At 36.8% G+C, this 26,465-nt stretch carries 26 protein-coding genes and 1 other annotated feature; of the genes, 6 read left to right on the top strand and 20 right to left on the bottom strand.

The features are described from left to right. Positions 1-264 precede the first annotated feature (264 nt). Positions 265-660, bottom strand: a complete 396-nt coding sequence (gene spxA / locus BTR25_RS00130; RefSeq protein ID WP_045519743.1) for a transcriptional regulator SpxA — start codon at positions 658-660, stop codon at positions 265-267. 562 nt (positions 661-1,222) lie between these two features. On the opposite strand from spxA, the gene BTR25_RS00125 reads away from it, so the two are divergent. Further along, the gene (locus tag BTR25_RS00125; RefSeq protein ID WP_075684929.1) at positions 1,223-1,411 is read left to right on the top strand and encodes a hypothetical protein; all 189 of its coding nucleotides are present in this window, start codon (positions 1,223-1,225) and stop codon (positions 1,409-1,411) included. A gap of 28 nt (positions 1,412-1,439) precedes the next feature. Here the strand turns inward: BTR25_RS00125 and BTR25_RS00120 are convergent, their stop codons facing one another. The 5 genes from BTR25_RS00120 to BTR25_RS00100 form a co-directional block, all read right to left on the bottom strand. Continuing rightward, on the bottom strand, positions 1,440-2,381 hold the full coding sequence (locus BTR25_RS00120) for an ABC transporter ATP-binding protein (protein WP_075684927.1): 942 nt from the start codon (positions 2,379-2,381) through the stop codon (positions 1,440-1,442). Further along, a complete protein-coding gene (locus tag BTR25_RS00115; RefSeq protein ID WP_075684925.1) occupies positions 2,382-3,425 on the bottom strand; it encodes an ABC transporter ATP-binding protein in 1,044 nt (347 codons plus the stop codon). Positions 3,426-3,442: 17 nt separating this feature from the next. Then, positions 3,443-4,471, bottom strand: coding sequence for an oligopeptide ABC transporter permease (opp3C, locus tag BTR25_RS00110; RefSeq protein WP_075684923.1), 1,029 nt, complete (start codon positions 4,469-4,471; stop codon positions 3,443-3,445). Then, positions 4,472-5,401, bottom strand: a complete 930-nt coding sequence (gene opp3b, locus BTR25_RS00105) for an oligopeptide ABC transporter permease (RefSeq protein WP_075684921.1) — start codon at positions 5,399-5,401, stop codon at positions 4,472-4,474. Positions 5,402-5,510: 109 nt separating this feature from the next. Further along, complete coding sequence (locus BTR25_RS00100; protein WP_075684919.1) at positions 5,511-7,187, bottom strand: peptide ABC transporter substrate-binding protein; 1,677 nt, start codon at positions 7,185-7,187, stop codon at positions 5,511-5,513. Between the two features lie 219 nt (positions 7,188-7,406). Here BTR25_RS00100 and BTR25_RS00095 point away from each other — a divergent pair, with 219 nt between their 5' ends. Beyond that, positions 7,407-7,772, top strand: a complete 366-nt coding sequence (locus tag BTR25_RS00095) for a DUF3899 domain-containing protein (protein ID WP_075684917.1) — start codon at positions 7,407-7,409, stop codon at positions 7,770-7,772. 44 nt (positions 7,773-7,816) lie between these two features. Beyond that, positions 7,817-8,058 (top strand) — a binding site (T-box leader). Positions 8,059-8,112: 54 nt separating this feature from the next. After that, positions 8,113-9,102 carry a tryptophan--tRNA ligase gene (gene trpS, locus BTR25_RS00090; RefSeq protein WP_075684915.1) on the top strand — a complete coding sequence of 330 codons (990 nt, stop codon included), beginning with the start codon at positions 8,113-8,115 and terminating at the stop codon, positions 9,100-9,102. Positions 9,103-9,182: 80 nt separating this feature from the next. Here trpS and BTR25_RS00085 read toward each other — a convergent pair whose 3' ends face one another. The 9 genes from BTR25_RS00085 to BTR25_RS00045 form a co-directional block, all read right to left on the bottom strand. Beyond that, on the bottom strand, positions 9,183-9,929 hold the full coding sequence (locus BTR25_RS00085) for a YjbA family protein (RefSeq protein ID WP_075684913.1): 747 nt from the start codon (positions 9,927-9,929) through the stop codon (positions 9,183-9,185). 165 nt (positions 9,930-10,094) lie between these two features. Next, positions 10,095-11,006, bottom strand: coding sequence for an oligopeptide ABC transporter permease (opp4C, locus tag BTR25_RS00080; protein ID WP_075684911.1), 912 nt, complete (start codon positions 11,004-11,006; stop codon positions 10,095-10,097). A 13-nt stretch (positions 11,007-11,019) separates the two neighbouring features. Next, the gene (gene opp4B, locus BTR25_RS00075) at positions 11,020-11,985 is read right to left on the bottom strand and encodes an oligopeptide ABC transporter permease (protein ID WP_075684909.1); all 966 of its coding nucleotides are present in this window, start codon (positions 11,983-11,985) and stop codon (positions 11,020-11,022) included. A 179-nt stretch (positions 11,986-12,164) separates the two neighbouring features. After that, a complete protein-coding gene (gene opp4A, locus BTR25_RS00070) occupies positions 12,165-13,883 on the bottom strand; it encodes an oligopeptide ABC transporter substrate-binding protein (RefSeq protein ID WP_075684907.1) in 1,719 nt (572 codons plus the stop codon). Positions 13,884-13,914: 31 nt separating this feature from the next. Then, complete coding sequence (locus BTR25_RS00065; RefSeq protein WP_075684905.1) at positions 13,915-14,922, bottom strand: ABC transporter ATP-binding protein; 1,008 nt, start codon at positions 14,920-14,922, stop codon at positions 13,915-13,917. Beyond that, positions 14,919-15,944: an ABC transporter ATP-binding protein gene (locus tag BTR25_RS00060; RefSeq protein ID WP_075684903.1), complete on the bottom strand. Its 1,026-nt coding sequence runs from the start codon at positions 15,942-15,944 to the stop codon at positions 14,919-14,921. The genes BTR25_RS00065 and BTR25_RS00060 overlap by 4 nt, the downstream gene beginning before the upstream one ends. A gap of 138 nt (positions 15,945-16,082) precedes the next feature. Beyond that, positions 16,083-16,886: a DUF2268 domain-containing putative Zn-dependent protease gene (locus BTR25_RS00055; RefSeq protein ID WP_075684901.1), complete on the bottom strand. Its 804-nt coding sequence runs from the start codon at positions 16,884-16,886 to the stop codon at positions 16,083-16,085. 102 nt (positions 16,887-16,988) lie between these two features. Further along, positions 16,989-18,230 (bottom strand): beta-ketoacyl-ACP synthase II, encoded by a 1,242-nt coding sequence (gene fabF / locus BTR25_RS00050; protein WP_075684899.1) that lies wholly within the window; start codon positions 18,228-18,230, stop codon positions 16,989-16,991. 65 nt (positions 18,231-18,295) lie between these two features. After that, on the bottom strand, positions 18,296-19,228 hold the full coding sequence (locus BTR25_RS00045) for a beta-ketoacyl-ACP synthase III (RefSeq protein WP_075684897.1): 933 nt from the start codon (positions 19,226-19,228) through the stop codon (positions 18,296-18,298). Between the two features lie 171 nt (positions 19,229-19,399). Here BTR25_RS00045 and BTR25_RS00040 point away from each other — a divergent pair, with 171 nt between their 5' ends. Continuing rightward, positions 19,400-19,720, top strand: coding sequence for a hypothetical protein (locus BTR25_RS00040; protein WP_075684895.1), 321 nt, complete (start codon positions 19,400-19,402; stop codon positions 19,718-19,720). 43 nt (positions 19,721-19,763) lie between these two features. On the opposite strand, the gene BTR25_RS00035 is transcribed toward BTR25_RS00040, so the two are convergent. The 3 genes from BTR25_RS00035 to BTR25_RS00025 form a co-directional block, all read right to left on the bottom strand. Beyond that, positions 19,764-19,961 carry a ComZ family protein gene (locus tag BTR25_RS00035; protein WP_075684893.1) on the bottom strand — a complete coding sequence of 66 codons (198 nt, stop codon included), beginning with the start codon at positions 19,959-19,961 and terminating at the stop codon, positions 19,764-19,766. A 64-nt stretch (positions 19,962-20,025) separates the two neighbouring features. Beyond that, complete coding sequence (locus BTR25_RS00030) at positions 20,026-20,862, bottom strand: hypothetical protein (RefSeq protein WP_075684891.1); 837 nt, start codon at positions 20,860-20,862, stop codon at positions 20,026-20,028. Between the two features lie 84 nt (positions 20,863-20,946). Beyond that, a complete protein-coding gene (locus BTR25_RS00025; RefSeq protein WP_075684889.1) occupies positions 20,947-21,669 on the bottom strand; it encodes a hydrolase in 723 nt (240 codons plus the stop codon). Between the two features lie 207 nt (positions 21,670-21,876). Between BTR25_RS00025 and BTR25_RS00020 the strand changes: the two genes are divergently transcribed. After that, entirely contained in the window at positions 21,877-22,062 is a 186-nt protein-coding gene (locus tag BTR25_RS00020; protein WP_075684887.1) for a YjzD family protein, read from the top strand. 52 nt (positions 22,063-22,114) lie between these two features. Here BTR25_RS00020 and clpB read toward each other — a convergent pair whose 3' ends face one another. Continuing rightward, complete coding sequence (gene clpB / locus BTR25_RS00015; protein WP_075684885.1) at positions 22,115-24,712, bottom strand: ATP-dependent chaperone ClpB; 2,598 nt, start codon at positions 24,710-24,712, stop codon at positions 22,115-22,117. A 199-nt stretch (positions 24,713-24,911) separates the two neighbouring features. Beyond that, positions 24,912-25,097, bottom strand: coding sequence for a YjzC family protein (locus BTR25_RS00010; RefSeq protein ID WP_075684883.1), 186 nt, complete (start codon positions 25,095-25,097; stop codon positions 24,912-24,914). A gap of 280 nt (positions 25,098-25,377) precedes the next feature. Between BTR25_RS00010 and BTR25_RS00005 the strand changes: the two genes are divergently transcribed. Beyond that, positions 25,378-26,070 (top strand): Crp/Fnr family transcriptional regulator, encoded by a 693-nt coding sequence (locus BTR25_RS00005; RefSeq protein WP_075684881.1) that lies wholly within the window; start codon positions 25,378-25,380, stop codon positions 26,068-26,070. Positions 26,071-26,465 lie beyond the last annotated feature (395 nt).

The following is a 26,465-nucleotide window of genomic DNA, read 5'->3' as shown; positions in this document are numbered from 1 at the left end:
TATTGAAGGGACTAAATACCCCCGGCAGATAAAGCCTGTAACGAATTATTATTGTAATCGACCCTCTGGAAGCTAAAAAGGGGAAAAATCCTTGTACTTACATTTTATGAAAAACAAATTAATATGGGAATTAAAATAACAATTATAATAAAAATCATTATTAGCCTATTTAATAGATATTCATTTAATTGTAACAAAATGATGATAAAATCTCAAATATAACAAGATAGAAAAAAGACCCTCAGTAATAAGGGCCTAATACAATTAGTTTACCATCCGTTGTGCTTCACGCAATTGGAATGTCCGAACTCGTCTTGGAAGGAAGCGCCGAATTTCATCCTCATTGTAACCTACTTGTAAGCGCTTTTCATCAATAATAATAGGACGTCGTAACAAACCAGGATTCGCTTTAATTAATTCAAACAAATCTTGAAGAGGCATTGTATCAAGATTAACATCTAACTTTTGAAATGTTTTAGAGCGCGTAGATATAATTTCATCTGTACCATCCTCAGTCATGCGAAGAATTTCTTTTATTTCCTCGATGCTCAGAGGTTCAGAGAAAATATTACGCTCTGTATATGGAATCTCATGTTCTTCTAGCCATGATTTAGCTTTTCTGCATGATGTACAACTTGGTGAAGTGTATAATGTAACCATTGTCTCCACACTCCTCTTTTTTTTTACGTCCATTATAAGTATTTAAGTAATATATCGTGAATCCTCGTGATCGCATTAAATTAATTAAAATAATTACAAATAAGTAATTTATATCATTAATTATACACCACTAACTGAAAAAAAGGTACGATTTTTTAAAAAATTATTAAATGTCAAATGTTTTGTATATATAAAAAATATTTCTTTATATTAGACGAATAAATACCAAAAAAGTTTCAAAATCATAGGATTATTGGACTTAATTTTTAAATATAATTTAGAAATGATAGTATACTATTCGAAAATGATTTCACTTTTTTGGAAGTGATTTTTTAAAATTATATAATCTTTTTTGGAAATACTAATTAATTACGAATATTATATACCCCATTCTCATTTAGTTCAACCTTAATGAAAACGCATACATTATTATTGAGAATGATATTTCTTTATTTTCACATTTATCCCTTTCTTTATGCTCAGACTTCTTTTAGAATAATAGTAGAGGTAGGAAATTTAAATAATTAAATTCATTATGTAATAAAATATCGGGGGTATTTTCATGGTTGGTTACATAGCAGATTTAACCATCGTTGCCTTACTTATTATTGGTATTACTGCGCTGATGGGTGTTTTGACAAATGGATTTGGAGAAAAGGTACTCGGAGGTAAAAACCGCTCAGAATTCGTAGATCAAAGTGCAAAGTTTCAAACAGGCTGGAAAAATGTCGGCGGTAAAAAGGGCAAATAAAAACGATCTCAAAACGAGATCGTTTTTTTTAATACTTATATTGCGCCTGATATTGAACAAATTCTTTCTCAGAACAGAGAACAAAATGCCCTGGTGCAACTTCTCTAAATTCGATAGACTCATTACCTTCGTAATTATGGTTTGCAGGATCATAAGTCTTTCGTTTACGAGTACGCTCACTAATTGGATCAGGGGCAGGAATTGCTGATAATAATGATTGAGTATATGGGTGAAGTGGATTTTTATATAATTCATCCGCTGGAGCTAACTCAACCATTCTCCCAAAATACATAACGCCAATTCGATCACTAATGTATTTTACCATTGAGAGATCATGGGCAATAAATAAATAGGTTAAACCCTTATCCTTTTGAAGTTTCTTCATCAAATTTACCACCTGGGCTTGAATAGAAACATCAAGTGCAGAAATAGGCTCATCTGCAATAATAAATTCAGGCTGCACAGCAAGTGCACGCGCAATTCCAATACGCTGACGCTGCCCGCCGCTAAATTCATGTGGATAGCGGTTTGCGTGTTCTTTATTTAAACCAACGGTCTCTAGAAGCTCATAAACCTGTTCCATGCGATCTTGATTATTTTTCGCAAGTCCATGGATATCAATTCCCTCAGCAATTACATCAGCTATCTTTAATCTTGGATTCAAGGATGCGTATGGATCTTGAAAGATCATTTGCATTTTACGGTTAAAGTCTTTTAATTCTTTTTTTGATTTCTTACCGTGAACATTTACACCATCATAAATGACTTCACCGTCAGTTGCATCGTATAGGCGTATAATTGTTCGTCCAGTTGTCGATTTACCACATCCAGACTCACCAACTAGCCCCATTACTTCACCCTTGTAAATATCAAAAGAAACATTATCTACTGCTTTAACTTCGTTTTTCTTACCAACATTAAAGTATTGCTTTAAGTTTTTAATCTCGAGCAGTTTCTCTCTTTGTGCCATTTATTTCCCCTCCTTATAACCAGGGAATTGGTGTTGTCGTCTCTTCACGGCCTCAGGCGGTTCAACTTTCGGTGCGTCCGGATGCAGGAGCCATGTAGCAGCATAATGGGTATCAGAGACTTTAAAAAATGGAGGCTCTTGCTCCAAATCAATTTTCATCACATATGGATTTCTCGGAGCAAAAGCATCTCCTTTTGGTGGATCTAATAAGTCAGGCGGTGTACCCGGAATAGAGAATAATTCTTCATCCTCAGTCTCCATATCAGGCATAGAGCTAATTAAACCCCATGTATATGGATGCTTTGGGTTATAGAAAATTTCATCAGCAGTTCCGATTTCAACAATCTTTCCACCATACATTACCGCTACACGATCGGCTACATTTGCTACGACACCAAGATCATGTGTAATAAAGATAATCGATGTGTCTATTTTCTTTTGTAAATCCTTCATCAATTCCAGGATTTGAGCTTGGATTGTAACATCAAGAGCAGTTGTCGGCTCATCGGCAATTAATACTTTCGGATTGCAAGCAAGTGCAATCGCAATAACAACCCTTTGTCTCATACCGCCTGAGAATTGATGCGGATATTGTTCAACGCGTATTTCGGGTTTAGGTATGCCTACGAGTTTCAATAACTCAACCGCTCTTTCTTTCGCAGCAGCCTTCGTCATATTCTGATGCTTTAAAAGCGGCTCCATTATTTGCTTTCCAATTTTCATTGTCGGATTTAATGAAGTCATCGGATCTTGAAAAATCATTGAAATGTCTTTTCCACGAATTTTTTGCATTTGTCTGTCATTTAGCTTTGTTAAATCTTTTCCGTCAAAAAGAATTTGTCCATTTTTAATTTCTGAATTATTTTCAGGAAGCAAACGCATGATTGATTTAGTTGTTACAGATTTTCCGGACCCTGATTCTCCTACAATCGCTAACGTTTCTCCCTTTAATAAATCAAAGCTTACACCCCTAATAGCCTTAACTTCACCACCAAAGGTGTGAAATGAAATATTTAAATCTTTCACCTCTAAAATCTTTTCCACTTCAATTCACCTGCCTTCTAATCACGCATTTTAGGATCTAGCGCATCACGCAGACCATCTGCAATTAAGTTAAATGCTACCATTGTCACGGAAATCACAATAGCTGGAATAATCATTTGATAAGGAAAAGCTATCATAGAAGTAAATCCTTCATTGATTAATGTACCAAGAGACGCATGCGGTTCTTGAAGACCTAGACCAATAAAACTTAAGAAGGCTTCAAAGAAGATCGCATTTGGTATTGAAAACATCGTATTAATGATAATTACCCCAAACATATTTGGAATCATATGTTTGAAAATAATAGAAGAGTCTGAAGCACCTAGAGTTTTTGCCGCTAATACAAACTCCTGATTTTTAAACTTCAAAACTTGTGCACGAACAACACGAGCCATACTAGTCCAGCCTGTTATAGTTAGAGCGATAATAATTGGAATAATACCTGGTTTTAATACAAGAATCATTAAAACTACAACAATTAAGTTTGGAATTCCAACAATAATCTCAATGAATCTCTGCATGAAACTATCAACTCTACCGCCTAAATAACCGGAAATGGCACCGTAGGATACCCCAATTACCATATCAATTGCTGCAGCTAGAAAAGCAATAAGCAAGGACACTTGAGCACCCTTCCAAATACGGGCAAAAATATCCCTGCCAAGATTATCAGTTCCAAACCAGTAATAATTATCAATTTTGCGAAGCTCATAAGGATAGTACTCTGTACCGTCCTTCCTTTTCAATGAACCGTCAAAAGGAAGCCAGCTGATATTTTCTAACGCTTCAATTTTAGGCGGCAAGTTATTATGCTTGGTGTTTTGCGTGTCATATTTGTAAGGTGACAGCAAAGGACCGATAATAGACATAATTACAAGGAGAACAATGATGACTAAACTGACAACTGCACCTTTATTCTTCCTTACTCGAAGCCAAGAATCCTGCCAAAAATTAAGACTCGGTTTAGAAATTTTTTCACTTCTAGCTAAATCTACCTGGGCGGGTGAAAACATATCTTTACTTATATTTGTATCTTTGTTAAGCATTTAGTTTTTCCCTCCCGATAAACGAATACGTGGGTCGATAATTCCATATAGAATGTCGACAACTAGTATAATTCCTACAAATAAAAATGCAAATAGAACTGATGTCCCCATAATAACTGGATAATCGCTAACCATAATTGATTTAACAAACTGCTCACCTAATCCTGGAATAGCAAAAATCTTTTCGATTACAAGAGAACCTGTCATTAAACTAACAGCTAATGGCCCCATTACAGTTACTACTGGAATTAATGCATTACGAAGAGCATGCTTTACACTAATCTGCCAGAAACTAGCACCTTTTGCTCTAGCCAAGGTAATATAATCAGATCCAAGTACTTCAATCATTTCAGTCCGCATAAATCGGGCACAAATGGAAATGGAGAACATCGATAATGCTATAGTTGGCAATACTGTATATTCGGGACCTCTAAAGAACATTACTGGAAACCAGCCTAATTTCACAGCTACGTAATATTGAAGTAAACCAGCAAAAACAAACGAAGGAACCGATTTACCTACAACTGCAATAAAGGTTGATCCATAATCAATCCACGTATTTTGCCTAAGTGCAGCGATTACTCCTAAAAATATACCAATTAGAGTACCGACAATCAGAGATTGCGCCCCTAGTATTGCGGAAGCTTCAATCCGGTGTGATATCAATTCTGAAACTGGGGTATTGTTGAATTGGAAGGAGACGCCAAGATCACCTTTAACCATGTTCATCATGTATGTAACATATTGAACAGGAACAGGGTCATTTAAACCATACTTTTCTTGCATGATTACAAGCTGCGCTGCTGAGAGTTTTTCAGCCGATTTAAAGGGACTACCGGGAATTAGTTTCATGAGGAAAAAAGTTGCTGAAACGACAATAAACAACGTAATAACCATGTAGATAACCCGTTGCAGGATATATTTCGCCATGCCTACACCTCCTAATTGATGAAATTATCGACATTTTTCGACAATTCTATTACAGGTAAAAAGAGAGTATATCTTTTAATATACTCTCTTTCTATTTGATTATTTATAGTTACTCAGTAATTTTAATCCACTGGTAGCTATAGTCTGGACCAAATGCATGGTGAACGAAACCGTCAACCTTAGGATTCATTAATAGGTTAACTGAACGTTGATACATTGGAGCAAGTGCAGCATCTTGTTCTAACAGAATTTCTTCTGCATCGATAAGTGCTTGCCAACGCTCTTCTGGCTTAGCAGATAGTTCTTCGTTAGCTGCTTTGATAAGTGCATCAAATTCAGGGTTACCATATTCCATGTTGTTTTGTTCGCCGCCAGTTACCCATAGATCCATAAATGTCATTGGGTCAGCATAGTCTGGTCCCCAACCACCGAATAATAAATCATAGTCAAGTTTATTTTCACGCTCAATCTTGATTCCGAAAGGAACAGCTTGAACTTCAAGTGTTAAACCAGTTAATGTAGTTTCTAACTGATTCTTAATGAAAGCATCAGTAGTCTTTGAAGTTTCAGTGTCTTGACCAACATAAGTGAACTTAACTTCTGTTTGGCCAATTTCTGCTAGACCTTCTTCCCAAAGCTTTTTAGCTTCTTCTTTGTTTGTTGCTAAGTAGGTACCAGCAGTATCACGGAAATCTTTTCCATCTAAGAAAGTAAATCCTTTTGGAACGATGAAGTTAGCAGGAATAGATCCATTCGCTAATACATCTTCAACAAGTGCTTCTTTATCAATTGCAATTGCAATTGCTTTACGGATTTTTGCATTTTTTAATGCAGCGTTAGTTTCGTTCATTTTTATCCAGAAAACAGATGGTTCTTGATAACGTAGTAAATCTTCAGACCCTTCATACTGTGAAAGGATTGCAGCTTGTGCAAGCTTTGGTGTGATATCCGCTTCACCAGCTGAGAATGCATTAGCTGAAGCTTGTGGATCTTTTGATACGTTAAAGTTAATTTTTGCTAGACTAACATCTTTTGCATTCCAATATGTTTCATTCTTCTCTAATACCCATTCAGTAGCTTGTGGACCATCCCACTTTGTCATCTTAAATGGACCATTGTAAAGTAAGTGTTCAGCATTTTTCGCATAATCAGCGCCTTGTGCCTCAACAAACTTTTGGTTTTGCGGATAGAATAATGGGAATGTAATAAATGAATCGATATATGGAAGTGCTCTTACTAGAGTAATTTCCAAAGTATGATCATCTAACGCTTTGATTCCCAAAGTTGAAACTTCTGCTTCACCAGCATAAATTTCAGATGCATTAGCAATCTTGCCCATCATGAAATATGGACCGTATGGTGATGCAGTTTCAGGATCGATTGCACGTTGCCATGCATATACAAAATCATGTGCAGTTACTGGGTCACCATTTGACCACTCCGTATCCTGCTTTAATTTAATCGTTAATACTGTGTTGTCTTCGTTGTATTCAGGCATACCGTCAGCTACACCAGGAATTACATTTTGATCTGGATCTAAACGATATAACCCTTCGTTTACTGCTCCAATCATTGTAAATCCTAGTACGTCTTCAGCCATAACGCTATCCATACCCGGAATTTCAGCAGATTCTAAGACATTAAGTACTTGTTCAACTGCTGGCTTGTCTGTATCTCCGCCATTGTCAGTATCTTTGCCTTTATCATTTCCACCTGAACATGCTGCTAAGAACATGCTTAGAACTAATGATAAAGCTAATAGTAGTGAAAGTTTTGTTTTCTTCACTAGTAGACCTCCCTTTTCTATTATTCTGAAAAATTACTACATTCCCTATTATACATACTTTTGATAAAATGTACATTATTTTTAAAAATTATTTTAGAAGTTGGCAACTATCATTAAGTATCACATACAAATTTTATGATATAATTTAGACTTGTCCTATATTTTCATGTATAATCACCTATTAGAGTCCTATAATATCAACATTTCAGAGGTGTTTAGATGAGTTTGCGCTTAAAGAAAAGACTCCTAATTCTGGCAGTATTTCAGCTTTTAATTTTACTTTTATCATATATGATTTATCAGAAAATTTCTTTAATTAGCTATATCAATATATCTTTTTATTTTGCATCAGCCTTCCTCCTATCTGGTTTACTAATTTACACTGTTTATACTGGATTTTTTGATGTCATTTCAAAATCGTTTAACTTGGCTTTTACCCGCGGGAAAGATGAACGAAAATTCAATGATGTTCCTGGATTGTCTGAGCTTATTAACATCGACCAAAAACCACTTTTCTTTTATGGATTTTGGATGGGGTTCCTTATGCTGATTGCTCTAACTGTTTTTTATATTTTGCAAACTTGATTAAGAATATGCATTTCATTTATAATGAAACTAATTAGATATTAACTTTAGTGATGATAAAGAATAGTAAGTATTTTAAACCGTTATAGAGAGTTTGTGGCTGGTGAAAACAAACACGGAAAAATACCGAATGGACTTTTGAGCTTCTATCTGAACTTCTTTGTAATAGTAGGAATAGACGTATCCCTGCGTTAAAGGGAATCCAAATATATTGGCCGCAGTAATTTGGAACTGAGTGACTCTTTGGAGTAATGTAGGGTGGTACCGCGAACCATTCGTCCCTAGTAATAGGGATGAGTGGTTTTTTTATATTTACATTTATTTTAGGAGGAAACAGAGAATGAAAACAATCTTTTCGGGTATTCAACCTAGTGGAACCATAACACTTGGAAATTATATAGGTGCCCTAAAACAATTTGTAGAATTGCAAAATGAATATAACTGCTATTTTTGCATCGTTGATCAACATGCAATTACGGTTCCACAGGATCGTTTAGAACTGAGAAAAAACATTAGAAGCCTCGCTGCACTATACATAGCCGTTGGGCTCAACCCTGAAAAAGCAACCTTGTTCATCCAATCTGAGGTTCCGGCACATGCTCAAGCTGGATGGATGATGCAGTGTATTGCCTATATTGGAGAACTAGAAAGAATGACTCAATTTAAAGATAAATCAAGTGGAAAGGAAGCGGTCTCCGCCAGTTTACTGACCTATCCGCCACTAATGGCAGCAGATATTTTACTTTATAATACCGACCTTGTTCCAGTTGGCGAGGATCAAAAACAACACATGGAGTTAACACGGGACTTAGCTGAAAGATTCAACAATAAATATGGTGATATTTTAACCATCCCTGGGGTACGCATTCCAGAAGTGGGTGCTCGAATTATGTCACTGCAAGAACCAACAAAAAAAATGAGTAAATCTGATCCAAATAAAAAGTCGTTTATTACTCCACTTGATGACCCTAAACAAATTGAGAAAAAAGTTAAGAGTGCAGTCACAGATTCTGAGGGAATTGTAAAGTTTGATAAGGTAAATAAACCTGGTATTTCAAATCTACTTTCAATCTATTCCATCTTAGGAAATAAAACTATATCCGAACTTGAAGAAATGTATAATGGTAAAGGTTACGGTGCATTTAAAGGTGATCTAGCTGAGGTTGTTGTCAATGTATTCAAACCAATTCAGGAAAGATATTATCATTTAATGGAATCAACCGAGCTTGATCGAATCCTAGATGAAGGTGCTGAAAAGGCAAATCTTGTAGCAAGTAAAACACTTAAAAAGATGGAAAATGCCATGGGTTTAGGTCGTAAACGGAGATAATAAGAAAGCGGAAGGCACCTTGAGCTGGACAAGAAAAAAACCTGAGTAGGAGTTTTTTATACTCCTAAACTCAGGCTTTTTTAGTTCACCTTAGAACCATGTTCTATTTCCCATAGTTTCTCAAAAAACGGCTGTCCCTTTATAAGATTTTCACAAAAGTTTTCATGTCTTTTTGACCATCCATATTTCGTTTCCTCGAATAGCTGCTGCCACGCATTTTCAAAGTTCAACTCTTGTATGTCAGAATACCTTTCAGGACACCATTCTGTAAACCAATAACGAACTTCTGCCTCATTACTTGAGGAATGCAATTGGTCTAGAGCCATGAAGAGCAACTGCTTGAGCTGTCTTTCCTTCCGAGTTAAACCTGACATTAAGATGGGCTCAGGTGATAAAATATGAAAATCCTTTAAATCAGAGTTTTGCTGGAAATGAAATTTCTTTTCGTCATGTCCAGTAATCATTTCGTATACAAGTTGTTCTTGTCTTGGAATAAGTCTGCTTTTTCGGATTGGTATCGAATATCCAATGGTATCAACTGCCAAAATTCCGACTCCGTCAGTAACTACAAAACAATACTCTAGCTGAACACGCTCATGGTTCTTTCTTAAATACGCTTTTTGAAAAATTTCATCTAGAAGTTGTTGAGGTAATTCCGATAAATCATTTTCAATATAATTGAAGAGGACTGTTTCAACCTTTAACAAAGGGACTTGGTCTAATAATTCGACACCGTCATCTTTTCGCCATTCATGAAAGTGACATACATTATATCCGTTTTCTTCACCTTCAAACCAATTTACCCATACATCATGAAGATACAACATTGTACAACCCCTCACTTCAAGAAACTGTTTGTCAATCAGTATGGGCAGACGAAAGTTAATTTATTCCTTAAACTATATTTTGCTCCACATTCTATTATCAATGGCAGTTTTATCATATTTAAACCTAAAAAAAATAAAAAGTCTACCATTTTTTAGGTAGACTTTTTATCTTCTCGATTTTGGGTTGAAGGCATCTTTTAACCCTTCACCGATGAAGTTTATTGATAAGATGGTCATGGTAATGATTAAAGCTGGCGGTACCCAGATCCATAGTTTAAATTGAAGGACATCTGGCTCATTTGCTGAATTCAACATGTTCCCCCAACTAGGTATTTCTTGTGGTACACCGAACCCTAAATAACTTAATGCTGCTTCTACAACTATCATGGAAGCAAATGTTATGGTAGCCTGAACAATAATGGTTGAAAGTACATTTGGTAATAGGTGCTTTACGATTACTTTAGCTGGTGAGCAGCCAATTGATACCGCAGCAATTATATATTCATTTTCCTTCTCTGCGAGAATTTTACTTCGAACAATCCGGGCGATTCCCCCCCAGCTGAGCAAGCTGATTACGCCAATTAGTACCCATACACCTGAAACAATTCCAAAAAGAATCGCATTGATTACGATAACAAATACTAGAAAAGGAAAGTTTAATACAAAGTCAGTAAATCTCATTAATATATTGTCGACTGTTCCCCCAAAATACCCTGCAATTGAACCGACAATTGTTCCAAGTACGATTACAAAGAATGTACAGGACAATCCAACCAAAAGCGATATTCTGCCACCATAAAGGAGTCTTGTGAACACATCCCGACCACTTTTATCAGTTCCCAGCCAATGGTCAGCTGATGGCTTTAATCCCATTTCACTAATGTTAATTCTTGTAATATCTGCGGTAGTTATATATGGAGCTAGTAGTGATATGATCCCTACAATTGTTAAGAAGGTAAGACTTATCATTCCTAGCTTATTTTTCAAGAACTTCTTACGAGCTATTGCCCAAGGCGATAGACTTTTTTTCGGGGGCGTTGCCTTTAAATTTGTATTCTTCTGAGTTACAACTTCCATCGTATTTCCCCCCTTAATCCAACCTAATTCTCGGATCTACAACACCGTATAATAAATCAGCAATTAAATTACCTATCAGTGTTATGAATGAAAACATCATTGTTAACGTCATTAAAACAGGATAATCCCTTGTACTTACGGATTGTAGGAATAGTTGTCCAATTCCTGGATAAGTAAAGATTGTTTCAGTAATAATTGCACCGCTGATGATTGCTACAATATCAAATCCTAAAAAGGTAATAAGCGGAATAATGGAATTTCGTAAAATGTGTACATTGTAGATTTTTTTCTCCCGAGTACCTTTTGCTCTTGCAGTCCGGACAAAGTCTTTTCTACTGTTCTCGATAATATCGTTACGTAAAAACTGTGTATAACTTGCTGTACTTAAAAGACCTAATACAATTGCTGGTAATATAACATGGTGCATTCTACTTAAGTACCATTGAAGTGTTCCATCTTCAATCTGTATATCGACTGAACCATTTGATGGGAACCAGCCTAAGGTAAACGAAAAGAAATATATGGCAAAAACCCCTGCAATGAATGATGGAATAGCCAAACCGATATAGTTAAAACCAGCTATTAAATTATCACCAAGTGTATATGGCTTTCGGCCAGCAAATGTGCCCATTAGAAATGCGAGAATATAAGTAATTGTTATAGAGGTAAAACCTAACAAAAGTGTATTTGGAATTTTTTCCATAATTACATCTGCTACCGGAATTTTAAAGCGAGTTGACTTTCCAAAATCCCCTTCAACGAAGCCAGTGATCCAACGAAAATACTGTTGCGGTAATGGGTCATTATATCCCAATTTTTCACGCATTTCAGCAATATATTCGGGACTTGTATTTCTTGGATCGATTTCTCCACTGATACCATCCCCTGGCATTAACTTTGCTAAGGAAAACACTACAATGGAGATAAGGAATAACATTGGAACCATGGCCAATATTCTTCGAAATGCATACTTCAACATGTGCATTCTCCTTATCTATAAACTATGTTAAACTAGGTGTTTTTCTCATCTTGCGTTCAAATGGGAGAGACCTAGCAGAGATTGCCCTCTCTGAAAAGCCTCATCCCATTTGATTCACAAGATTAAGTTAAAATTAGTTATGCATTTAACATAGCCTAATGCCTGTTAGTCTGCTTTGATTATTTCTTAATCCACCATTCATTTGGACGGTTTGCTCCAGAAACATCATACTTAACACCTTGTACGCGCTTGTTAATTGCCATTGTTTCTTCTAGCTCAGCAATTGGTAGGATCGGAAGCTCATCCATGAAATGCTTCTGCCAATCAATGTAAAGGTTTTTACGCTTATCAGCATCTGTTCCAACTACACTCATATCAATCGCTTGATCAAGTAATTCGTCACTCTTTTCACTTACCCAGCGAGGGTAGTTCCAAAGTGCGTCAGATCTCCAAAGTGGTGATGGATCTGGATCAGAACCAGTTGACCAGCCACCGAAGAATACTTCCATTGACTTATCAGACTTTTCAAGCATATCATAGTAAAGGTTTGCATCAGTCATAGTAAGAGTTGATCTTAATCCAACTTCTTCCCAATATTGAGTCATTGCTTTAGCACGTGCTTCAAATGTTGGGTTTGATGTAGCATAGTGAGCAAAGTTTACAACGAATTCTTTTCCATTTGGATCTTCACGGAAACCATCTCCGTCAGTATCTTTGTAACCAGCTTCATCTAAGATTTCTTTCGCTTTTTCTGGGTTATACTCATAAGCTTCTAGGTCACTATCTGGAGCAGCAATCCAGTGATTTGTTGGAACTGGACGGTTTACTGGCTTACCTACACCATAGAAGAACGCTTTAACCCATTCTTCACGATTAATTGCATAGAACATTGCTTCACGAAGCTTTTTGTCCTGATATTTTGGTTCATCCATTACGTTTTTGCTTCCATCCCAGTTACCTAACTTAAATGCTACATAGTAGTAGCTTACGCCAGGGTATTGAATAGCTTCTACGTTATCAAGTGCAGAAACTTCATTGATAATACTTGGGTGGAAAGAAGTCATATCAAGTGTACCGTTTTTAAGTTCTCCAACTGTTAAAGTAGGATCAATCACTTTTAAGATTACTTTATCAAGATGCGGCTTACCACCAAAGTAATCATCAAAGCGCTCCATTTCTACAGACTCACCTGCAACAACTTTAGATACTTTAAATGGTCCTAAACCAACTGGCTTAGTACGAACTTGCTCAGAAGACATCATATCTTTAACCGCGACACCTTCGAATTCCTTACGTGACATAGCGTATGTCCAAAGGTTTTCTAAGTTGTTTACACGAGCTTTGTCAAAAGTGATTTGGATGTTGTAATCATCTACAACTTTAATACCAGAAATTGTATCATTTGTACCTTCTTTATAAGCTGGTACACCCTCTATGTTTTGTACGTTTGCATATCGCGGACCTTCATAGTCCTTATCAGCAAGTACCTTTAAAGCGAATTCCCAGTCTTGTACTGTTAATTCTTCACCATTGTGCCATTTAACACCTTGCTTGATTGTGAAGTCATAGACTTTGTTGTCTTCTGTCTTCCAAGAAGCGATATACGGTTGCGGCTGTAATTTTTCGTCAAAATCAATTAGGTTTTCGTCAAAGAAATCGATTACTTCAGCATCAGTTGCAGTTCCGTAGAAATTGATGTTGAATTTACCTTCAGGAGCTGAGTCTAGTGAATATATTAGAGTCCCGCCATCCTGTGGTTCATTTGTTGCTTGTTCTTCTCCTTTGTTACCTTCTTCTTCCTTTTCTGTACCTGCTTTTTCTCCACCGCTACATGCAGCTAAAAATGCAGATAGTACTAACATTAGTGCAGCTAGCCAGAGCATACTTCTCTTCTTCATTTGTTTTCCCCCCTATGAGAATTTTTTTTTTTTAATAAAGGTGGCAAGCGACTCTGTGAGAGGGCTTCACCTCCTTTAAAACCGGCTTTGACTTCGAACATTCGTCCATCGCCACTGGGCACCGCGGATGAAACGGGCATCCAATTGGCGGATTCATTGGACTAGGCACATCACCTTTTAAGATGATCCGCTCCTTCTTTTTTCTTGGGTCTGGAGAAGGAATCGCAGAAATTAACGCCTGTGTATATGGGTGGAGAGGTTCGGCATACATACTATCTTTATCCGCAACCTCTACCATGTTTCCTAAATACATTACACCGATTCGGTCACTCATGTGTTTAACAACACTTAAGTCGTGAGCGATGAAAAGGAATGTTAAATCAAATTCGCCTTGTAAATCTTTTAAAAGATTCAACACTTGAGATTGAACCGATACATCTAGTGCAGAAACTGGTTCATCAGCTATGATTAACTTTGGTCTTAACGCAAGGGCTCTTGCAATACCAATCCTCTGACGTTGACCACCTGAGAATTCATGTGCATATTTATAATAGACATCCTCTGGAAGTCCTACTTTTCCTAGCAAATCCATAACTTCTATCTTTAATTCAGCTTTACTCTTTTTCTCAAAGTTATAGATAGGTTCAGCAATGATATCACCTACCATTTGCATTGGATTAAGGGAGGCATAAGGATCCTGGAATACCATTTGCAAGTCTCTCCGAATCTCGCGGAGTGATTTTCCTGTCACTTTCGTGATATCTTTACCATCAAAGATGATTTTTCCTTCAGTAGGTTTTAATAGTCGCAGAATAGTTCTGCCAGCAGTTGATTTACCGCAGCCAGACTCTCCAACAAGTCCAAGAGTTTCCCCTTTTTTTATTTCAAAGGATATATTATCAACCGCTTTCACATTTCCAATCGTCCGTCTAAAGAATCCACCCTTAACGGGATAATAGGTTTTTAAATTCTTTATTTCTAGTAGATTTTCCACCTGTGAGGTTGGCGGCGTATTCTTATGTAATGTTTTCGTGCTCATTTCCTCACTCCTTCTCTCTGTCTACTAGTCTCAAAAAGTAAACAGGCTACCTCATGCCCCTGTTCTACTTCTCTTAGCAAAGGGGTTTCAGTTAGACATTCTGGCATTGAGCTAGGACAGCGGTGAGCAAAACGACAGCCCACCGTTGGCATATTTGTAAGAGATGGTACGATTCCTTGTATGGTGCTTAGTCTTTCCTCTTCTTCATCCATTTTTGGAATGGCACCTAATAGAAGAGTTGTATACGGATGCTTTGGATTATAAAAGAGCGTATCAACATCTGTCCGTTCTACTATTCTACCAGCATACATTACGATTACTTCATCACACATTTCAGCTACAACACCAAGGTCGTGAGTAATGAGAATAACAGACATATCATTTACTTCTTGTATTTCCTTTAACAACTCTAGTATTTGGGCTTGGACCGTAACATCCAGTGCAGTTGTTGGCTCGTCAGCGATTAGCAGCTTCGGCTGATTTGCAATTGCCATAGCGATCATAACCCTTTGCCTCATGCCGCCCGATAATTGGTGTGGATACTCATCGACAATTTTCTCCGGCCTAGAAATACCTACACTTTTTAATAAAGCTACACTCTTTAAGCGGGCTTCACTCTTTGAAATTTTTGTGTGATTAAAAAGAACTTCTTGTAGTTGATAGCCAATAGAAAATACTGGGTTTAATGATGTCATCGGCTCTTGGAAAATCATAGAAATATCTTTACCACGAATACTATTAATCTGATTTTCAGACATTTTTTCGAGATTAATTCCATCGAAAATGATTTCACCTGATTTTATTTTCCCTATTCCTTTAGGTAACAATTGCATAATTGATAGGCTCATAACAGATTTACCACAACCTGATTCACCGACAACACCAACAATTTGGCGTGGTTTAACTTTAAAGGAAACTTTATCAACTGCATTATAATCGTTACCATCTATATCAAACGCGGTTTCTAAGTTTCTCACCTCGAGCAATGGTGCCTCTTTGAGTAATGACTTTTTTGTGCTCATTGTACACCTTCTTACTTTTTAAATTATTCTGTAAATTCCTTATATTTAAATAGAATTTTATTACAGGATTATTACATTTGCAATACTTTTTTAAAAACTTAGAATATTTCGTTTTCAAAATATAAAGAAAAACCCTTACTAATCAGGGTTTTCCCTTGAAAATTCAATAAGTTCTACAATATATTTTTTTGAAGGAGTAGTAAAAGATAGTTTTGTGGAATAACTATTTGTTTGATAGTATCTCTCAACAATCTTATAACCTGCTGAATATCCAAGCATGTTGGGGATACCCCCGCCGCCATACAGAAGTTCATCATGTTCTCTTTCCATTTTCTTCTTTCCTAAATTGTCTTTCAAATATTTCTCCATGAAGTACTGAATGTCAGATTCACTGTACATCGTGCACCAATTTGCGAGATACTGCCTTCCACAGTTTACCAATACAGCATATTCAGCCAGGCCTTCTATTATGATTGAATCGAGCAAAGTATAGTCTTCAAAACTTTTATTCTGCATATTTAATCTGCAAACATGATGATATTCATGAACAAACAGCGACTCAACATCTTGAGGTGCCACCTTGTCTGATAGGAAAAGAAACAACTTATCAGGAAATGATACCCCTCCTTTTAATCTTTCACCTCGTGAAAATAAACCACTTGACTGGTAAGTCGGGAAAATATAAATTGGAATATTAGGACCATCCCATTTTTTTTTATAATTTTGATATATTTTCTCTACACACTCCCATGTATCCTTTTCCTTCAAACCCTCATAAACTCCTCTTGTTCCCTTTGTTGGTTTATACATGCCAAACTTTGTTAAAATTCGATAAATGCCAACAGCATCATGCCCTTTAAAATTTGGCTCAAGTTTCTCACAAATTTTTACTGGATGGTCGATATCCTCCTCTAGCCACCTATCTGTCCGAATTACACTCATACTCTCACTCCATATTCTTTTCCATATTTTATGAAGGAAGGAAGGAGATGTTCATATATATACAGCCATAAAAAAACTGACCAGGAAACCTGGTCAGTTTTTTTAATTCTGATATTTTCTAAATACGATGGTTGCATTATGACCGCCAAATCCTAATGAATTACTCAAGGCCGCTTTGATTTCTTTGGAACGGGCTTTATTCGGTACATAATCTAAATCACATTCAGGGTCTGGTGTTTCATAATTGATGGTTGGAGGAAGAATGCTATCTCTGATTGCCAATACGGTAAAGATTGCTTCTACACCGCCAGCCGCTCCAAGAAGGTGGCCTGTCATCGATTTAGTCGAACTTATCGCCAGTTTGTAAGCATAATCTCCAAAGACTTCTTTTACAGCTAATGTTTCAAATTTATCGTTATACTCAGTACTTGTTCCATGCGCATTAATATAATCAATTTCTTCAGGAGTTAAACTTCCATCTTGTATAGCCATTTTCATTGCTCGGGCTCCGCCTTCACCTGCAGGAGCAGGAGCTGTTATGTGGTAGGCATCGCCCGTAGCACCATAACCAACTATTTCTGCATAAATCTTAGCACCACGTGCTAAAGCATGTTCTAATTCTTCAAGAACCACAATACCTGCACCTTCTCCCATGACAAAGCCATCGCGATTTTTATCGAATGGTCTACTGGCTGTTGCTGGGTCTGGATTAGAGGAAAGAGCAGTATTTGCACAGAAACCTGCAACAGACATTTTTGTTATTGGCGCTTCTGCTCCACCTGTTATCATGGCATCAGCATCTCCGCGCTGGATCACTTTGAACGCATCACCAATTGAATTGGTTCCGGTTGCACAAGCCGTTACTGTACAAGAATTGAAGCCCTTAGCCCCTAGCGTTATAGAAACTTGCCCGGTCGCCATATCTGGAATCAACATTGGAACAAAGAAAGGACTCACTCGTCGGTAGCCTCTTTTTTGAAAAATCTCATACTGTTGTTCAAATGTCTCCATGCCACCAATACCAGAGCCAATCCAAACACCAATGCGCTCTGCGTTCTCTTCGTTTATCGTTAATTCAGCATCCTTTACTGCCATTAATGCACCCGCAACGGCATATTGAGTAAAACGATCCATCTTCCTAGCTTCTTTTTTTTCTATGAACACTTCAGGATCAAAATCGTTTATCTGTGCAGCAACCTTCGCTGGGTACTCATCTGCATTTACTCTTGTTAAAGGTCCAACTCCCGACTTACCCTCAAGAATGGATCTCCAAGTCGTTTCAACATCATTCCCAAGCGGTGTTACTGCCCCGAGGCCAGTCACCACAACCCTGCGCTTTTCCATATGAGACATCTCCTTTATTCTTTACCAGATAACTTATCAATAATCTATGGTGGGTCTCTTATTAATTATTTTCCCCATCTCATCGCGATTGCACCCCAGGTTAAGCCTCCACCAAATCCTACCATTACAATAACATCATCATCCTTAATTTTTCCGGCCTCTAATTCTTCTACAATTGAAATTGGTATCGAGGCAGCAGATGTATTGCCATATTTGTGGACGGTTTTCGACATTTTTTCTTCAGGCAATTCCAGCCTTTGCCTTGATGCTTCCATAATCCGAATATTAGCTTGATGTGGAATGAGGAAATCAACATCTTCTTTCGTTAACCCCGCCTTTTCTAGCACATTGATACAACTTTCACCCATTTGTCTCACTGCAAATTTAAATACCTCGCGGCCGTTCATAATAATAAATTCTTCCTGATAGAGATGTTTTGCTCCAGTACCGTCTGCTCCTAGTTCAAAGGAGAGTATACCTCTATTTTCAGAAACTGGACCTAAGACGACTGCGCCTGCACCATCACCAAATAAAACAGCGGTATTTCTGTCCTCCCAGTTGGTAATTTTCGAGAGTTTTTCCACTCCTACTATTAGTACATGCTTATAAGCATTGGTTTCAATAAATTGCTTACCCGTAATAATCCCATACATAAAGCCCGCACATGCGGCGCTAACATCCATTGCAGCAGCCTTTTTTGCCCCAAGGCGTTCTTGAAGCATACAAGCCACTGATGGAAATGGCTGATCAGGTGTTACTGTGGCTACCAGAATTAAATCAATTTCATCTGCTGAAACACCAGCATCCTCTATTGCCTTTTTAGCTGCAGCAAATCCCATATCGGAAGTACTAGTATTTTCATCCGCTATCCGTCTTTCCTCAATACCTGTTCTGGTTCTTATCCATTCATCTGAAGTATCCATTATTTTCTCTAAATCTGCGTTAGTCACGATTTTTTCTGGTAGGTACCTGCCAATTCCAATAATACCAGCTTGCATGGAGCCATCTCCTTATATATTCCTTTTTTATTATCAATTATTATGACTTGGTACTAATATTATCAAATAACTGCTAATTTTAGCAACTATTAAATACAGCCATATCCCAAACCAAATTGACATGATTTACATACCTTATACAAAGAAAAGGATATTTAGGAGGATAGCTTTATGGATGAAGACAAGCAAGAAGACCTGCAAAATAACGAGGATAGTTTTATAAATGAAGACCTGCAAAATAACGAGGATAGCTTTATGGATGAAGGCCTGCAAAATAACGAGGTTCTTCCTGAAGATCGTTTTGCGCGGTTCATGTTTGGAGAAAAAAGAGAGCACCGCTCCCAACAACAAACACCAACACACAATCAGTCATCTATAGATTATGGGACTTTACTAGAAAATATAGACATACTTATGGAATCTGCCCAAAATTTAAAGCCCGTATTTAAAAAAATATACCCTTTTATAGAACAATTTTGGAAAAAGAAATGAGCTGTAACCTTGGCAGCTCATTTCTTTTGTTTCATTCATTCCTTTAGCTTTGAGTAGTTGCCTTTTTAGCGTCTTCAAATCCAAGTTCATAAGCTTCTTGCATAACCTTCGTAAAAAGATTCATAAATGGCTCTATTGCTTCCATTGATAATTCCATTCCTGATTTTTCAAACTGCTCTTTAGCTTCAGGTAAATATTTCATAGCTATTTGTAAGAATTGCAACGACTTATCTTGATTCATATGTAACTCCTTTAAGAAATAAATTTGCCTAGCTGGTAGTATTGTCTTTTTAGCATATCCAATATTATACACGATATATGCGATTTGTATGATTTACTTGTTCTAAGAGTGCATCAGAATACAGAGTTTCTTGCTTTACTATTATTCTGGTATGTGATTTCGTGAAATCTTGACTTTTTTGGACGTTTAGAAAACGACCTTCGATCTTTAAGAACTCTGCACACAAGGTCCATTGGTTTTCTTTACCGCTTTCAAGTAGGTAGCTCCCCTGCTTTTTACTTTCCAATATCTCCATAATTGAGTCTACTGTATCATTAACAAACAGAGCATCTCTGGTTTCTTCTCTAATTCCACCAAAATCTGTATTCCTATTCAATTTTGATATGATTGAATGTTGAAAAACAAAGGTTGAAGGCTGCCATGGGCCATAAACAGTTGGCAAATATATATATTGTATGTTCGAATTCAGTCCCTTTAAGATATTTAGGAAATTTCGCATCTCAACTTCCACTGGTGAAGAAAGTTCGGTTGAAAGTAATTGGCTTGGAATGAGTAATGCAAGCATTCCAGACATATCTTTACTCTTTTTAAGATGTTTCATAATTGGTTCCATTACTGAATTCTCTTGGATTATTCTTTCGTTGTTAGTCATATAAAGATCGTATAAAGACATTAATGTAATTGCTCCGTACTCTGGGGGATTATTCACCCAAGCTTCTAAGGAACACTCCTTAAAATTCGCATTACGCCCTATCTCCAATTTCATATCTTCTGTATAATCACTTTTATTTTCTCCATTTTCTATTTTAATCCCTCTTACTTCTATACCTTTGTTTAGCATTGTTTTACAGACATGAAAGCTAACAAAACCAAAAACATTTATGATGACAACCTTGTCCATTAATGAATAAACCTCCCCTATCGTCCTATAGTGCATCCTATGCGGTATTAGGAAGAATTATTAGTTTTAAGGGAAGGCTCTTACTTAAAGGTCGTGTTCATTATTCTTAAAAAATTGATTAATCATATATCCCAGTTGAGGCTTTTTTTCCGAGACAATAAAGGTTGGGCTTAGATTTGTGGTGCCCAATAATTGCTGTAGCTGTTTAGATTGTTTGTATGATTTACCCCCGGATAAAACATGGATAATTTTTATTGGAATCTCAGAATCAAGCTTAATATTATTGTCAGCCTGAACAAGCTGGTTTTCAAGCTTTTCCTGATCCATTTTATATGCTGACGTAAGTTCTCTAATCAGCTTCTTATAAAAGAATTTATGTTCCTTTTCTTGTTCGATATGCTTCTTTAAGGATAGCACCGGGTTTACTAAGACGACTGACCTTAGCTGGCCATTCATTTTTTCAAGAAGTTTTACCGCTACAAGCGCCCCCATCCCTTCAGCTAATATATGGATTTTATTATTTAAGATTTCACTTCTGATTACTCTCTGATATAACCTTTGTGCCAATTCTACAGCATTTTCACTACCCCAATTTCTCCCATATAAGTTCGAGGAAAAAGTTATATACCCTGCATCTTTAAATTGGTTGATAATGGCCAGCTTCCCTTCATTTTGTGACCAAAAGCACTTATTTTCATCCACAAAATGTCGTTCATCTCCAATAATTAAGATTCCAAACCCGGTTGGTTTTTCTGGGTAATGAATGATATTCCATTGGGAATCCATCTGAAAATTACGGTTTTCCATCGCTAAATCTCCTTTTACATATTTCCTCAAACTATTGTATGTGAGTTCACATAAGTTGAAAGGGATTTAGCCTAGTTCATGGTTCACTATTTTTGCTTTAAGAAGTTTTCTATACAAAGAGCAATAAATGTCTAATTTTCTGTTTTTAAATTTGATAGCGTATGGTAATATGATAAGAGATGTAAAATAGGGTTAGAGGTGAATACGATGAGATATTTTTGGACTTTTTTCTGGACGTTCCTTTTAGTGCAGATGCTTTCATATGTTGTGAGTTCAATGACAGAAGGTGGAGTATTTAATTTTATGTCAGGTGCGATTGTTTCGATTGGTGTAACCGTTTTAATTATTATCGCTTCTGCTGTAATTCCTAATGAACCGGCTGAAAAACATTAAATTTATTTAAAAAGGTCATCCTTTTCCAAGGATGACCTTTTTTTGTTATAGCTTAATTAGATATTGTTAATGTTAATTCATCATTTTCAGTTGTTACATGAACTGTTGAATGCTCATGTACTTTACCTGCAATAATTTCCCTTGCAAGTTTTGTTTCGAGATTTCTTTGAATAAACCTTTTTAATGGTCTTGCTCCATAAATGGGATCAAAACCGTTAACTGCGATAAACTCTTTTGCTGTATTACTAATTTCTAAATTTATATGTTGTTCTTCAATTCTTTTCTGTAAATCACTCATCATTTTAACTACAATATTTTTAATTTCTGCCAGCGATAACGGTTTAAAAAGGATGGTTTCATCCACTCTGTTTAAGAATTCCGGACGAAAATGGGATTTTAGTTGACTTAAAACTCTTTCTCTAGTCGATTCCGAAATTTCATTTGCATTGTCACTTCGTTCGAGTAAATACTGAGAGCCAATGTTAGAAGTCATAATAATTACTGTGTTTTTGAAATCAACCACTCTACCCTGAGAATCAGTAATCCTTCCATCATCTAATGCTTGCAATAAAATATTGAATACTTCCGGATGGGCTTTTTCAATTTCATCCATTAGAATGACTGAATACGGTCTCCTTCGAACAGCCTCTGTTAGTTGTCCTCCTTCCTCATAGCCAACATAACCCGGCGGTGCGCCAATCAACCTTGAAACAGCATGCTTTTCCATATATTCAGACATATCGATACGGATAATATGCTCCTCGCTATCGAATAACGATTCTGCTAAGGCCTTGGCTAGTTCTGTTTTTCCTACACCAGTAGGTCCTAAAAAGAGGAATGAACCTATAGGTCTATTTGGGTCTTTAATACCCGCCCTTGCTCGCAAAACAGCATCTGCAACCAGTTGAACCGCCTCGTTTTGACCAATAACCCGTTCATGCAGCAACAATTCTAATCTTAACAGCTTTTCTCGCTCACCCTCTACAAGTTTTGACAGCGGAATCCCTGTCCACCTTGAGATAATATTAGAAATTTCATCTCCCGTAACCTCTTCTCGTAAAAGGCGTACGCTGTTTGCTGCTGTTAATTCCAGCTCCTTTAACTCTTTTTCAGCTATCGGGATTTGACCGTGGCGGAGCTCTGCAGCACGATTTAAATCATACTTATCCTCTGCTTGCTGTAGTTCCCTTTTCAGTCTTTCAATTAGTTCTCTTTTTTCCTGCAATCTTTGGATATCCTGCTTTTCATTTAACCACTGGGCTTTCATTTTATTAGCTTGACTTTTGAGCTCCGCCAGTTCTTTAAGCAGCGAATCAAGCCGCTGTTTACTTGGATCATCCTGCTCTTTTCTTAAAGCAGCCTCTTCAATTTCAAGCTGCATTACTCTCCTCGATACCTCGTCTAGTTCAGTAGGCATTGAATCAATTTCAGTTCGGATAAGGGCACATGCTTCATCAATTAAATCGATTGCCTTATCTGGTAAAAACCGATCGGTTATATATCGGTCAGATAAAGTCGCAGCCGCTACAAGAGCATGATCATGTATTTTTACACCATGATGCACTTCAAACCTTTCTTTTAAGCCACGTAATATCGAAACTGTATCCTCAACATTAGGCTCTTGGACAAGTACTTGTTGAAATCTCCGTTCAAGTGCTGGATCCTTTTCGATATATTTCCTGTGCTCATCCAGCGTTGTGGCACCAATACAATGCAGCTCTCCCCGTGCTAGCATAGGTTTTAACATATTACCTGCATCCATTGCTCCCTCAGTCTTGCCAGCTCCCACAATGGTGTGTAATTCATCTATAAATAATAAAATTTGACCCTCGCTTTTTTTCACCTCATTTAAAACGGCTTTTAACCTTTCCTCAAACTCTCCCCTGAATTTGGCACCAGCTATTAAAGCACTCATATCCAGTGAGAAAATGGTCTTATCTTTTAATCCCTCAGGTACATCTCTTCTTACTATTCGTTGTGCAAGACCCTCAACAATTGCCGTTTTACCTACGCCTGGTTCCCCAATTAATACTGGATTATTTTTAGTCTTCCTCGATAAAATTCTAATTACGTGCCGTATTTCTGCATCTCTGCCAATGACAGGATCTAATTTATCTGACTTTGCGTCTTTCACTAAATCCCTTCCGTATTTATTTAGGGCATCGTAAACAGCTTCAGGATTCTGTGTCGTCACTCTTTGATTCCCCCTTATATCTTTAATTGCCTTCAATAGCTGTTCAGCCGTTATTCCACTATTTTTTAAAACTTTGCTTATTTCCGAATCTGCTGCGAATGAAGCAGCTAATAACATATGCTCTACAGATAGATAATCATCCGAAAATTTAGCCGCAAACTCTTCCGCACGAACAAAGAGCTGCTGAAGCTTTAAAGTAATATATAATTTTCCATGCTCAGCACCACTCCCAGTAACCTGGGGCTTTTTAGCTAATACATCTGATAAGACCTTTTCAACCTGATTGGCAGGTAACCCTGACCTTTCAAAGATGGCCCCTATTAGGCTATCCGATTGTTGAAGCAGTGTAACAAACAAATGTGATTCATCTACCTCTTGATGATTATGTTTTATCGCCAAAGACTGGGCATCTAGTATGCCCTGTTGCAGATGCTCTGTCATTCGATTTAAATCCATCTACATCACTCCATTTGACCTTTTTTGACCTATTATTTATTATTATAAACGAACTGAATCATTATGTAAAAAATGTTTAGAAAAACTAAGGCATTCGCCATGTCCTTAAGGTGAATGCCTTAGTTTTTTTATGCATAAGGAAAGTATAATTTTGAACATTGTTAGCCAAATAAAAAGCCATCCAAATGGATGACTTTTCCTATTCTTGGTCTTTGTGTTTGTAGCTCCAAATACGGTTATGGTTTGAATTTTCCGGAAAAGGATCTCCAGCTTTTAACCTTATCCTCTTAGGGTGCATGACATTGGAACCTGTCTCACCTATTTCTACATAAACACCGTTATTTGGTGCCTTTTGCCCTGCTTTAAACTGTTTATTTTGCCCCATATCTTTTCCTCCTTTTCAAAGTACAGTAGTATTATTTCCTTAACAACTAACTACATGATAGGAATTTCCTGCAAACTTTTTGTTGGTAAATAAATTCAACAATTTTTCCAATCCTACTGTATTTATTTTTTGACGATTGTATGAACTTATTACACAAATATTGATTTATAATCTTTGTAAACAATATAATTATAGTAATATCTAGTAAATGAAACCTTTGACTGTCATTTATTAAATCAAATCTGCGATTGATTTCGCCCCTTTAAAGGTGGTTATTAGCATGCAGTCAGTTAAGGAAATACCTGCAAAATTAACACAACTATTTGAAACTGTTCACCATATTAAGAAGGTCGAAAAAGGGACCTTTCTATTTCAAGAAGGTTCGGCAGCAGAAGAACTATTTATCGTCCAAAGCGGAATCATTCAAATCAGTAAAATTATTCCTGATGGACGCGAGCTTACCTTAAGAATGTGTTCAAAAGGTGACTTTATTGGGGAATTAGATTTATTTTCTCCTAATCCTCGTTACTTATTAAGTGCTCGTTTGGTTGAAAGTGGAGAAGTTGCTGTAATAATGAGAGATGTCTTAGAGGAAAAACTGGCGCAAAACCTTGCGATCTCTTTAGAATTTATAAAATGGATGAGTCAGCAATATCGAAAAACCCAAACAAAATTCCGCGACTTGGTACTTCATGGAAAAAAAGGCGCTTTATATTCCACTCTTATTAGAATTACAAACAGTTATGGAATTAAAACCAATCAGGGAGTCCTGATTGAATTACCCTTAACAAACCAAGAGCTGGCGAATTTCTGTGGAACTTCACGTGAGGTAGTCAATCGATTATTAAGTGATTTGCGAAAAAACGGTATTATTTCAATTGATAAAGGTTCCATTACCATCCATGACCTAGAGTATTTAAAGATGGAAATTGATTGTGAAGAATGCCCAACAGAAATATGCAAAATTGACTAACAGCATTGATCATACAACAAAAAAATCGGTCGAGTACGACCGACAGATTGTCGAGAAAGGGTAGTTTTCTCGGCAATTTTTCATTTTGTTTGATTTAAAAAATTGATTGTTTTTGATTTAATTGCCTATGCACCAAGGCCTGTTGATTTCCCCTCCAGGTGCTTCGCTTTCCGCGGGCGTGCCGGGGAGCCTCCTCGTCGCTACGCTGAGGGCACTGAAAAAGTCCTTTGTTTTGAGGCAGTTGAAGGTTGATTTTATCAACCCTTCAACTGCTTTTTATTTTATAATTAAGGTAACAAGACTTTAAAGGTGGTACCGAAATGATTTCCTTTCAAGATTCATTCAATCTTAGCCCATATATAGGAATTTATGATCTCATTGTTCCAAAAGATAAT

Source organism: Bacillus sp. MRMR6, assembly GCF_001940785.1.
In the GTDB taxonomy this organism is placed as follows: domain Bacteria; phylum Bacillota; class Bacilli; order Bacillales; family Cytobacillaceae; genus Neobacillus.
This window is presented reverse-complemented; position numbering and strand designations above follow the sequence as displayed.